The organism is uncultured Polaribacter sp. (assembly GCF_947501385.1).
Taxonomy (GTDB): Bacteria; Bacteroidota; Bacteroidia; order Flavobacteriales; family Flavobacteriaceae; genus Polaribacter.
In genome coordinates, this window is the sequence record NZ_CANMVP010000008.1 from 125583 (window position 1) to 137811 (window position 12229).

Genomic DNA, 12229 nt, shown 5'->3' on the forward strand with positions numbered 1-12229 from the left:
ACTAAAACAACAAATCATGAAAAAAAATTACTTATCACTTATCTTATTATTATTTGTATCAATAATAACAGCTCAAAATAACGATTTTAATAACGGAGGAGGAGATTTTCTTTGGTCTAATTCAGCAAACTGGAGTCTTGGAACTGTCCCTGTAGCTTCAAATAATGTTAGATTACCATTAGTAGTAGAATCTTTAGTAGATACAGATATTACGATAGCTAAAATACAAACTGCTTTTGCTACTTCAGGAGATGCTGCAGTTGCTGGAGATAGCAACTTAACAATTGATGTAGCTGCTAATGCTGTTTTTGGGATTGAAAATGTTTCAAATAATAGTGTAAGCTTAATTTTTAAAGGAAACTTAACCATTAATAATTCAACTACAGCTGGAATAGCGAACACATTAATGCGAAATCAAAACGGCAGTAATAACTCAATTATTTTTTCTGACGGTTCAGTATTAAATTTAACTACACCGCTAGAAGCAAGAACTGGATCAAATAATAATTTTAGCTTCAATGGCAGTCTTGCTGGTACTGCTCCACTAAGAGTCAATGCGAATACCATTAGTACTTTTGGTGCTACATCTAATAATACTGGTTATGAAGGAGATTTTGTTTGGGTTGGTGCAAATGCATCAGTTATTGTAAATTCTGCTAATAATAACACTTTTTTACCAACTGATAGAAAAATACAAATAAATGCTATAAATGGAGCTATTGAAGTAAATGGTGAAAATGTTTTTAAAGGAAATATCTCTATAAATGGAGATCGTTCTTTTGCTTTTGATGTGAATAAAAATCAAAATAGTATGGGAACAATTACATTTGCTGGTGGTACAGCAGATGGAACACTAAATTTAGATATCGACTCTAGCATTACAGAACTTTCTTTTGCAGATAGCTCTGAAGTAGAATGGAACATGGGTACTTTAAACATTATAGGTTACAAAGAAGGCGTTTTAAGATTTGGTACAGACAATACTGGATTAACAGCAGCACAAATCTCTCAAATTACAGCAGATGGAGTTGCTGGTGGACAAACTTTGGCACTAGAGACAGATGGTTCCTTAGTTTTAGCTTCATCTTTAAGTATTGAAGATTATGACTACCAAAATAAAGGAAGGTTATCTTTTCCTACCATAGTTTCAAATAAAAATCTTCAAATTAAAGTACCAATTACTTCGTATAAAATATTCAATCTTATGGGGCAAAAAGTACAAAGCGTTTCTAGTAAAAGTGAATTTCAAGAAATAAATGTAGATAATTTAAAAGCTGGAATCTATATCTTATCTATAGAAGGTAAAGTTTCAGAAAGATTTATAAAGCAATAAAATAAAATGAGCAGTAGAAAGTTTATCATAAAAGGAAAGCAAATTTTAGCTATTTGTATGCTAATCTGTACTTTTAGTTATAGCACATTTGCACAGCAAATTACGTTTGAACCCATTCCAGATTTTTTTAGGATAAAAAGAGAGTTACCATTAATTGAACTTTCTACTGCTACTACCATTAATGTATCTGACTACGGAGCTATTATTAATGATGGTAATGACGATACACAAGCCATTACAGACGCATTAAAATTTGCAGAAGATAATGCGAGTGCAAGCAATCCTATAGAAGTAAAATTTAAAACAGGAGTTTATGATATTGGTAAAGCATACATAAATAATGATGATTTTGAAGTAAATGATGAAACTCATACATTTTTTATAGATAGAGCAAACAATATTGTGGTTAATGGAAATAATGCAGAAATACTTTTACATGATCCTTCAGTTGGGTTCATGAGAACTTCCAATTCCGAAAATATCATCATAAAAGATTTTATTGTTGATTATAGTGAGCTTCCATTTACACAAGGAACTGTCGTTCAAAAAAATTCTGGTGAAGGTAATTTCTATCTAGAAATAGATGAAGGTTTTCCAATGATGAACAGAGGACATATTAGAAATGCTCCTCAACGCTGGGGAATGTTAAAAAATACCGATGGAAGTCTTAAAGAAGGTGCTCCAAATTTAATTAGTACCTATGATGATGCGTTCCAATTTATAAGAGCAGGAACTTTTAGATACAGAGTATCCAATTCAGACCATTTAAATTATATGGAAATTGGTGATAAATTCGTCTTTATAGCAAGGTATAATGGTAAAACAACATTTACAACAAATAATTGCAAACAAGTAACCTATTTAAGAAACACTTCTTACACAAGTGTTGCAGGTTCTTACAATGGATCTAACAATAGAGAGTGGAATGTAATCAACTGTAAATTAACATTTAAACCAGACTCTAGCAGATTACACACAGCAAACGCAGATTGTTTTCATATTAATAGTGGTTTTATAGGACCATGGATACAAGGTTCTCTTTTTGAGGGTTATAGTGATGATGCTATGAATTTAAAACATACTAGAAGAGAAATACTTTCTGTACAAGCAAATAACCAACTTACATTACAGTTTGATGTTGTTGTAGGCGATACGTTACGATTTTACAACCCAAGAGATGGCATAGATTTAGGTACAGCAAATGTTACAGCTGTACAAAATTTAGGGAATAATGAGTTTAGAACTACTTTATCAAAAGCAATAAACATAACCACTATAAGTGGTAATGATCATCAAACAGATGATCGATGTTATATAGAAAATAGATCTAGCGAATCTTTTGTGTTAAGAGATAATGTTTTTAGAAATGCAAGACGCTATGGTTTATTAATTCAAGGAACCTACGGAATTGTAGAAAACAACACCTTTGAAAATTTGAGTACTGGAGGAATTAAAATACGAAATGCTGCTGGTTGGGGAGAAGGTTTTGCCGCCAAACATATTACCATAAACAACAATGTTTTTAGAAACTGTGGCTATGACACCACTTATTTAGAGGATGTTAAATCTGCTGCAATTACGGTCTACCTGTCAAAACTAGTCGAAAGTTGTTCCCCAAGTACAACAAGTAGATGTGACGTAGTACCTACTAACTGGCAAGGTATTGAAAACATTACTATAACCAATAATGATATAAGTTACAATAAAAAGGGTATTGACATGCGAAATGTGAATACTGCTTTAATTCAATGTAATACGATAAACCCAAATAGTTCTTTTATAGGTAGCGATTTAGGCAAAATAACAAGAGTTAATAATTCAAACGTTACACAAGCCAATGATAACTGTAATTTATCTATCAATGAATTTAAAAAACAATGTTGGGATTTTAGAATAAAAACGAATCAAATTGATTTTAATAATAATTGTAATGCTTCTGAAGGAAACTGGTTTTTATACGATTTGGCTGGTAGATTAATTTCATCAGATAAATTTGAATCAACTCAAAACGATTTCAATGAAATTAATATCAACCATCTTAAAACTGGAATTTATTTATTAACAATAACTTCTAACGAAGGTACAATCACAAAAAAAATATTTAAAAGATAAATATATGAAAAAATCGCTTTTAATAGTTTCGCTATGTTTTGTTGGGTTTTCATTTTATGGACAATATAAATTTACACAACCAGATTTTTTCAGAAAGCAAAGAGAATTGCCTTTGATTGATATGGTTACAAGTGTGAATGTAAATGTATCAGATTTTGGAGGAATTCCTGACGATGGTAAAAATGACAGACAAGCAATTATGAAGGCTTTGAATTTTTGTAAAAAAGTAGCATTAACAGGCGCAAATATTAAATTAATTTTTAAAAAAGGAACCTATGATTTATTTAGTGCAGAAACAGACAAAAAGTCGCACATGATCATGCTTAACGGTGCCAATAATATTTTAATTGAGGGAAACGGAGCAGAAATAATCATCCATAATCCATCAAAAGGTTTTTTTTCAATATTTAAAAGTAAAAATATTATAGTTAAAGATTTATTTATCGATTATGACCCTTTGCCTTTTACACAAGGGAAAATAGTAAATGTAGATCTTAAAGAACGATTTTTCGATTTAAAAATAGATGCAGGTTTCCCGCAATTAAGTCATGAAATGTTTCAAAAAGCAAATAGAGTTTGGGGAATGGTAATGGATGCTAATATTCCAGGAAAATTAAAAGATGGTGCTCCAAATTTATATGGTATTAAAAAATTTGAAGAAATATCATCAGGTGTTTTTCGCTTAAGAACAAAACGAATATTATTACTAAATCATTTAGCAGTTGGTGACCCTTATGTTCACATTGCAAGAACAAATGGAAGAACTATTTTCAATACAGCTGGTAGTAAAAATATTACCTACTTAAATATTACAAGTTACTCAAGTCCTGCAGGTAGTTATGCTGCTAACAGTATGGAAGAATGGAACGTAATTGGTTGTCAAGTAAAGCTAAAAACAGGAAGAATTCATAGCGCAAATGCAGACTGTTTTCACATTAATGGAGGCACTTTTGGACCTTGGATAGAAAATAGTCTTTTTGAAGGTTATAGTGATGATGCTATAAATATGAAAGCAACTAGAGCGCCTATTTTAGAACAAAAATCATCCACAGAATTAGTGGTAAAACAAGGCGTGAGAAAAGGTGATATTATCAAAATTTTTAACCCAAGAGAAGGTATTTTAATTGGCGAATTTGAAGTTATCGAAAATAAATTTTTAGGAGATAGGAAAATGCATATCACTTTAAAAACTCCAATAGAACAAACTTTAGATGTGGGAGGTACTAAACTTAATGATATTGCTTACGTAGATACTCAGTCTAACGAATCTTTTGTAATTAGAAATAATACCTTTAGAAATGCGAGAAGATATGGAATATTATTGCAAAATTCTTACGGAATTATTGAACGTAATGTATTTGAAAATTTAAGCCAATCTGCAATTAGTGCATATAATGGCGCAGATTGGGGTGAAGGTTTTGTGGCTCATCATATAAAAATTAACCAAAATATATTTAATAATTGTGGTTATGATGCCACTTATTTAAAAGAATATAATGCAGCAACTATTCGTTTAAATGTAAATAAATTGAAAAATTTAGAAGCAAAAGGTAAATGGAATGGTGTAGAAGCGACAGAGTGGCAAGGATTAGAAGATTTTACAATTACTAATAATACTTTTTTATATAACAAACACGCTTTATCTATTGAATGTTCTGTAAATACTATAATAAAATCGAATAAATTTATTAGAAACTCTAAAGATCTTTCAAAGAAAGGAGAAATTATTTTTAAAAACAATAATTCCAATTTAGTTTTCGAGGAATAAATATTGCTAAAAAACCTTTGCATATTAATAATTAATTTTGACTACTGTTTCTGATGAAAACTAAAAAACTTAATTACCTGATATTTTTACTTACAACTACACTTTTGTTTAGTTGTACTAGTAAAGCTCAATCAGAAAAAATCACTAAAAAATCACCTAAACCAAACATTATACTTTTTTTTGTAGATGATTTAGGTTGGTCTGATTTAGGGTTTAGAAACCCTGTTTTCGGAACTCCAAATATAGATGCACTTGCCAAATCTGGTGTAAGTTTTGAGCAAGCCTATATTGCAAGTCCAACTTGTAGCCCAAGTAGAGCAACATTATTAACAGGTCAGCACCCTGCAAGATTAAAAATGGTGCGTCATATTCCTGGAGGAAAAAAGAATGGGTTTGATAGATTCGATCGCACAGAAGTTGAGTTCAATTATTTAGAAAGAGATCCTGCTAAATTTCCTTCAAGAAATTGGTTGCCTTTAGAACATACAACTTATGCAGAAGCACTTTCTAAATTAGGATACTATAATTTGTTTGTTGGAAAATGGCATTTAGGTCATGAAAAATATCACCCAACAGCGCAAGGGTTTCATAGACAAATAGGTACTTCTAATGATGGGCATCCTAAATCATATTATCCACCTTATTTTAAACAAAAAGATATTTTTAAAGATGATAAAGGAACCTATTTGACAGACAAATTAACTAATAACGCTGTTGATTTTATAGCTAATTACAATAAAGAAAATCCTTTTATGCTAACCTTTTCTTATTACTCTGTGCATACACCTCATCAAGGAAGAGAAGATTTGGTGCAATATTTTAAAAATAAAGGTTTAGAAGATAGATATGCTAATTATGCCGCAATGGTAAAAGCAACAGATGAATCCATCGGAAAAGTATTAAAAGCAGTTAAAGAAAAAGGAATAGAGAAAGAAACCATCATTATATTCTTATCAGATCAAGGTGGCTTTTTTGAGAATGCACCATTTAGAGGAGGAAAAATGTCTGAAACCTTATTTGAAGGCGGATCTAGAGTGCCTTTTTTTGTGTATAGTCCTAATGTTACACAACCAAACAGCATTAATAATTCAGTAGTACAATCAACAGATTTATTTCCTACTTTAGTAGAAATAGCTCGTGGAGATGTTTCAAAACATAAAAATTTAGACGGAGTTTCCTTGCTTTCTACTATCAAAAATAACGATTATTTAAGACGAGAACCCATATATGGCTACAGAGCTTATGAAGATTTATATGTTTCGGTTAGACAAGATGATTGGAAATTATTAGCTTACAGAAGTGGTAAAATAGAACTATTTAATATTACTGAAGACATTAAAGAAACTACAGATGTATCAAAAAGTAATCCTGAAAAAGTAAAAGAATTAGTAAATGAACTAATGGAATGGGAAAAAGAAATGGAAGTGGAGAAATATTCTGGCATAAAATAAAATCAATTATGAAAACACTGCAATATTTTAATATAATCGTAATTTTTTTTAGCGTATTTATTATTTCAAAAAGTTGTACATCCCAAGAAAATAAACAGTCAAAAAAACCAAATATTCTTTTCTGTATTGCAGATGATGCCACTTGGAGACACATGAGTGCTTACGGTTCTAAATGGGTAAATACACCTGCTTTTGATGAAGTTGCAAAACAAGGAATACTTTTCAACAATGCGTACACACCAAACGCAAAATGTGGCCCATCAAGATCTATTATTTTAACAGGCAGAAATTCTTGGCAATTAGAAGAAGCAGCAAATCATTTGGCATATTTTCCAACTAAGTTTAAAACCTATCCAGAAGCACTTGCTGAAAAAGGGTATACAGTAGGTTATACAGGAAAAGGATGGGCGCCAGGAACTGCATTAAATGAAGATGGTTCAAAAAGAAATTTGTTAGTTAAAGCATACAATAAAATAAAGAAGGAAACACCTACAAAAGGAATTAATGCTGTTGATTACGTTTCCAATTTTAAAAATTTTTTAAAAGAAAAAAAAGACGATACTCCTTTTTGTTTTTGGTATGGAGGACATGAACCACATCGCTTTTATGAATATGGAACAGGTGTAAGTGTTGGTAAAAAAAAGCTATCACAAATAAATTCCGTTTTTTCTTATTGGCCTCAATCTGATGTTGTAAAAAATGATATGTTAGATTATGCTTTTGAGCTAGAATATTTTGATAAACAATTGGGAGGAATTCTCAAAGCTTTGGAAGAAAAGGGAGAATTAGAAAATACAATAATTGTGGTTACTGCAGATAATGGAATGCCTTTTCCAAGAGTAAAAGGATTAAGTTATGAGCATTCTAACCACATGCCATTGGCAATTATGTGGAAAAATGGAATTAATAATCCAGGAAGAGTTATCCAAGATTATGTCAGTTTTATTGATTTTGCTGCAACATTTATCGATTTTGCTGGATTTACTAATAAAGAATTAGGAATGCAACCTATTCAAGGAAAAAGTCTAAAACCTTTTTTTACATCAAAAAAAGAAAACCTTATAAAATCTAAAGATGATTATGTTTTGCTTGGGCAAGAAAGACACGATGTTGGTAGACCCAATGATGTTGGATATCCTGTAAGAGGCATTGTAAAAGATGGCTTTATGTATTTGATAAATTACAAAAATGATAGATGGCCTGCTGGAAATCCAGAAACAGGCTATACAAATACAGATGGAAGCCCAACAAAAACTGAAATTTTAGAGTTAAAACGAAGTGGAGAAAATAACGAATATTGGGATTTGAATTTTGGAAAACATCCAAAAGAAGAATTGTATCAGGTTCGTATTGATGAAAATTGTATGAATAATTTAGCTTCTAATAATCAATTCCAAAAAATAAAAACAGAATTAAAAAACATATTAGAATCGGAATTACAGAAACAAAACGATCCAAGAATGTTTGGCAGAGGTGATATTTTTGATAACTATGTTCCAGATAGAAATGTCAATTTTTATGAAAGATATATGAGAGGAGAAAAAATGAAATCAGGCTGGATAAATGATACAGATTTTGAAAAGAAAAAGAACTAATTTACTTTTAAATTTATAAATAATAACTCAATTTTTTTTTATATGAATGTATTAAAAAAACGAATTTTAATTGTGATTCTTGCAACGTTTTCAATATCGTGTTCAGCAGAAAAACAGAAGGGAAAACATCTTTTTATTTTGTCTGGCCAATCAAATATGGAACTTTTAAGACCTAAAGAATCTTTTACACCAGAACTCATTAAAAAATTCGGAAAAAAAAATGTGATCGTGGTTCAATTTGCCAAGGGTTCACAATCTATAAGAAAATGGTACAGAGACTGGGAGCCAGCAAAAGAAAACGAGTCTAAAGCAGAACCTTATTTGTATGATTCGCTAATGATAAAAATAAAAAAGGCGATTCGTAAAAAAAAGATATTAACTGTAACTTTTATCTGGATGCAAGGAGAACGTGATGCTAGAAAATCGCGTGGAGCCGTTTATGAAAAAAGTCTTTTAGGTTTGTACAAACAACTTTCTGCTGATTTGGGTAGAAAAGATATCAATTTTGTAATTGGCAGATTAAGCGATTGTGGTATCACTAAAAAAGGCTGGCCAGATTGGATGCAAATTAGAAATATTCAGGTAAAAGTTGCTGAATCAAACTCAAGATTTGGTTGGATTGATACAGATGATTTGAATACTGGTATCAATAGAAAAGGGAAAAAGATAAAAGATGGCATCCATATGACAGCAGATGGTTATGTAGTTATGGGAGAGCGTTTTGCTCATAAGGCTATAGAACTTATAAAGAACAATAAACAATAACGTTTATTGGGGCTCCATCTCATAAATGAAATAAAAATGCTTTGAGAAAATAACATTAACAAACTAACGCTAAAACCCTTTCAACAAAAGGATTAAAGAATACAAACGGAAAAGGATATAGAACTTTTAAAAATTTTAGAAGTGTAATTCTCTTTTTTAATAGAGGTTTAAATCTTTACCCACTAAAATGAGGGTAGAACCCGATATTAAAATGATCTAAAGCTCCGATCAATTCAGGAAGGTATTCTTCAAAAGTATTATACTTTGAATCCGATTCATATGTCTTAACTTGTCCTTCTAGGATTGGTAGAAAAATAAATCCCAATTCTTCTGTATGGTACGTCCTTAATTCTTCTGCCCATTTTATGTTTCCACTTCTTTCCGCAAGCCTAATTTCACCTAGTCTCACCAAATGTTCAGCTATGCAATCAAACTAATTATCATAATTTTGTTTTAGCATTACTTTCTGTAGAGATGGTGTAAACAGATATTCGTATTTTTCAACGATTCTACTATTTTTCTCCTTCGCCAAAATAGGATTGATAAAGGCGTGACCGAATTCGTGATAGGAATTCCTTAAAATGAATTCTTTGTTATTGAATCCAAATTCTAAGTAATCGTTTGCTAAAGAATCTTGACTAACGGGAAGTGTTGCGCTAATAACTTGATATATTAAAAGACCATCATCTGAATACACATAAGGTCCAATGCCTCTATATCCATATGCTCCTCCAGTTGGCATTTCTGGTGCTGGAATTATAGTGTACTTCACTTTGCTATCCCGATAGTAACTTTCTATTTGTTGTACAAAATCTTTTGGTGGTAAGTTTTTTTCTACTTCTGCACGAACACCTTTATAAAAATTTTGATGCTTATTTAAAAATTTCTCAACATTGGCGTCTTCGTAAAAGTCAGCTAGTTTCTCTATTCATTAATAACAACAGTTTTTTCTGAATATGGAGAATTTTCTAGAGAATATTTAAATTTTGTACTTGGAAACTCTTCAAGATATAATAGTATTTCTGTAAGTTCGTCAAAGTAGAAAATTTCATTTAAAAGTAGACTATCCGAAAATTTTACTGCTGGATGGTTTTTATAGGGTTCAAAATATGATTGAGCATCTACGACTACTGGTCTAGTAGGATAATTTCCAGGCCATACAAACAATTCTATAATATGTGAGGTTGATATATTTCGATTGAATTCTACGTCAATTTTTTTTGTTCTATGATTTGTTTATTTTCTGTACTTTGCTTTTCTTTTCGGCAAGAAAGGAATAACATTAAAACCCCAAGTAGTATCAGCTTTCTCATATAATTTAATTTTATAATTATTTAGTATAAGTTTTGTTTCATTTAAAGTTCTTTCTATGATTTTTCTTGGTTGAATATAGAATTGCTATCAATTTAAGTCACTATTTATAAATTTATTGACTTCACTTATTGGTTGCTCACTTTCAAGACCAACCCAAAGTAGATGTCCCCATTTATTAGCATAGACTTTTAAGTTAGAATTTCTTATGTTCTTATTTGCATAAGTAGCCATTTCAATACTAACAGATTTATCATTTTTACTATGTAAAATTAAAGTAGGACATTTAATCTTAGCTATAACACTAGCATCGATATTCTGTTCTAAATCTGTAATGAATCCTTCTTTAGATCTTTGATTAAAGGTCATTTGCCTTATTTCATCTATTTCTTGCTTCGTTATTTTTGGATTTTGTTTGGTTGAAAGTTCACCTATCAAAACTTTAGCCATTCTATTAGGAAAAAATCTAAAACAAATTCTATACAATTGCCAGATGAATTTCTCTCTTTTTGGCGAAAACAACCTTATACCTTGCTGATACATTTTATCTTTTGGATGTAACCATTTTTTTGTTACTGCTGAAATTAATATCAACTTTTCTACTCTTTCTGGAAAATTTGAAGTCAACTCAATTGCTGTTAGTCCCCCAGCAGAAATCCCTACTATAATTACTTTTTCAATATCTAATTTATTAAGCATAGATATAATTAGTTTTGCAGCAGCAATTGGTTGTTTGTTTTCGCCTAAAGGAGTTTCACCATATCCAGGTCTAGAAGGTATAATTAATTTAAAGGAATCAGTAGAATATCCTTTTAAAAACAAAGTTTCATGGCAGTTAGAGTGACCACCATGTAAAAACAGGATAGGTTTGCCTTTCCCTATAATGGAATACTCTATTTTGCCAAAATCAGTTTTAATTATAGTGTTCATTTCGTAAAAAATCAAAATTCATTATCTTTATTAATCACTTATTACCAGTTGTTTTTTGTTTCCTTGGTCATCAAAAGTATCAATATGAGGCTGTCCATCTTTGTCTACACATATCTGCAATTTTAATTTATTATTTTTGTCCATTAAAAAAAGCCCTGTTTGTTCGGCATACGTTCTACCAATAAAAAGGCGCTGTGGAGCACGATTTTCCACATCCTCATAAAACTGATTAAATTTCTTTTCACGAGCTACAGAATCGGTTATCTGCATAATATTATTATACTCTTTGTTGATGATATCAGATCTTTTAGGGGAGCGTTCTTGAATCAAAAGCCCATATTGTCTTTTCCATTCTCCATCTTCTAGGTATTCATCTTTGCGCAAAGCCATAATTTGATCCCCTTTATATTGATCAAAAGTTAAAAGTTGATACGTTCCTTCATCATCTATTCCGTAAACCAATCCACCAACTTCATCTCCTTCTTCGTTAAAAAACAATAGTCCAGCTGTTCCTCGTTCTGTTTTAGCTTCGTTTGAAACTTTTCCGTCTAGGGTTGCCAAGGCTTGTTTTTTAGGATTGCTCAATACCATAAACTTATTACCATCTTCGCCAACTATGTTTAGTCTTTCCGTAGTGATTTCTGGAATAATTTTTGGGTTTTCTGAAAGGTTTTCTTTCGATTTTGAAAGAAACAAATAAACAATGATTGAGAGCAATAGTATTAAATTGACAATGGATAGTTTTTTCATAATTGTATAATTTTTAAACGTTTTTTTCTATAATTATATTATATGCTCGAAATTTGTAAGAATGTCATCAATCACATCGCCATCAATATCACTTCCTTTTTGTTGTTGACCAATACTACGTAGTAGAGATAATAAACGTATGCATATTTGATTATTCATTATACAAATATTAGAGTTTTCAGAAAATCGGAAGACAAAATTACTAGTGTTTTTT

At 30.7% G+C, this 12229-nt stretch carries 9 protein-coding genes and 1 pseudogene; 6 read left to right on the forward strand and 4 right to left on the reverse strand.

What is annotated here, in order from left to right:
* Positions 1–16 precede the first annotated feature (16 nt).
* The 6 genes from Q0998_RS07255 to Q0998_RS07280 all read left to right on the forward strand — a co-directional run bounded on the left by Q0998_RS07255 (position 17) and on the right by Q0998_RS07280 (position 9024).
* The gene (locus Q0998_RS07255; RefSeq protein WP_299668222.1) at positions 17–1333 is read left to right on the forward strand and encodes a T9SS type A sorting domain-containing protein; all 1317 of its coding nucleotides are present in this window, start codon (positions 17–19) and stop codon (positions 1331–1333) included.
* A gap of 6 nt (positions 1334–1339) precedes the next feature.
* A complete protein-coding gene (locus Q0998_RS07260; RefSeq protein WP_299668224.1) occupies positions 1340–3445 on the forward strand; it encodes a T9SS type A sorting domain-containing protein in 2106 nt (701 codons plus the stop codon).
* 4 nt (positions 3446–3449) lie between these two features.
* Entirely contained in the window at positions 3450–5213 is a 1764-nt protein-coding gene (locus Q0998_RS07265; protein ID WP_299668227.1) for a right-handed parallel beta-helix repeat-containing protein, read from the forward strand.
* Positions 5214–5266: 53 nt separating this feature from the next.
* On the forward strand, positions 5267–6664 hold the full coding sequence (locus Q0998_RS07270) for a sulfatase (protein ID WP_299668230.1): 1398 nt from the start codon (positions 5267–5269) through the stop codon (positions 6662–6664).
* A complete protein-coding gene (locus Q0998_RS07275) occupies positions 6619–8259 on the forward strand; it encodes a sulfatase (RefSeq protein ID WP_299668233.1) in 1641 nt (546 codons plus the stop codon). The genes Q0998_RS07270 and Q0998_RS07275 overlap by 46 nt, the downstream gene beginning before the upstream one ends.
* A 156-nt stretch (positions 8260–8415) precedes the next feature.
* A complete protein-coding gene (locus tag Q0998_RS07280) occupies positions 8416–9024 on the forward strand; it encodes a sialate O-acetylesterase (RefSeq protein WP_299668236.1) in 609 nt (202 codons plus the stop codon).
* Positions 9025–9199: 175 nt separating this feature from the next.
* Here Q0998_RS07280 and Q0998_RS07285 read toward each other — a convergent pair.
* The 4 genes and pseudogenes from Q0998_RS07285 to Q0998_RS07300 all read right to left on the reverse strand — a co-directional run bounded on the left by Q0998_RS07285 (position 9200) and on the right by Q0998_RS07300 (position 12015).
* A pseudogene (locus Q0998_RS07285) lies at positions 9200–9952 on the reverse strand (DUF4932 domain-containing protein).
* Positions 9949–10191 carry a hypothetical protein gene (locus tag Q0998_RS07290; protein WP_299668239.1) on the reverse strand — a complete coding sequence of 81 codons (243 nt, stop codon included), beginning with the start codon at positions 10189–10191 and terminating at the stop codon, positions 9949–9951. Before Q0998_RS07290 ends, Q0998_RS07285 begins: the two are co-directional and overlap by 4 nt.
* A gap of 234 nt (positions 10192–10425) precedes the next feature.
* Positions 10426–11265, reverse strand: a complete 840-nt coding sequence (locus tag Q0998_RS07295; RefSeq protein WP_299668242.1) for an alpha/beta hydrolase — start codon at positions 11263–11265, stop codon at positions 10426–10428.
* Between the two features lie 30 nt (positions 11266–11295).
* Entirely contained in the window at positions 11296–12015 is a 720-nt protein-coding gene (locus Q0998_RS07300; RefSeq protein ID WP_299668245.1) for a hypothetical protein, read from the reverse strand.
* Between the last annotated feature and the right edge of the window lie 214 nt (positions 12016–12229).

Coding starts and splice junctions, on each gene's coding strand:
- Q0998_RS07260 (WP_299668224.1), top strand. CDS start 1,340: ATGAGCAGTAGAAAGTTTATCATAAAAGGAAAGCAAATTTTAGCTATT.
- Q0998_RS07265 (WP_299668227.1), top strand. CDS start 3,450: ATGAAAAAATCGCTTTTAATAGTTTCGCTATGTTTTGTTGGGTTTTCA.
- Q0998_RS07280 (WP_299668236.1), top strand. CDS start 8,416: ATGGAACTTTTAAGACCTAAAGAATCTTTTACACCAGAACTCATTAAA.
- Q0998_RS07295 (WP_299668242.1), bottom strand. CDS start 11,265: ATGAACACTATAATTAAAACTGATTTTGGCAAAATAGAGTATTCCATT.
- Q0998_RS07275 (WP_299668233.1), top strand. CDS start 6,619: ATGGGAAAAAGAAATGGAAGTGGAGAAATATTCTGGCATAAAATAAAA.
- Q0998_RS07300 (WP_299668245.1), bottom strand. CDS start 12,015: ATGAAAAAACTATCCATTGTCAATTTAATACTATTGCTCTCAATCATT.
- Q0998_RS07270 (WP_299668230.1), top strand. CDS start 5,267: ATGAAAACTAAAAAACTTAATTACCTGATATTTTTACTTACAACTACA.
- Q0998_RS07255 (WP_299668222.1), top strand. CDS start 17: ATGAAAAAAAATTACTTATCACTTATCTTATTATTATTTGTATCAATA.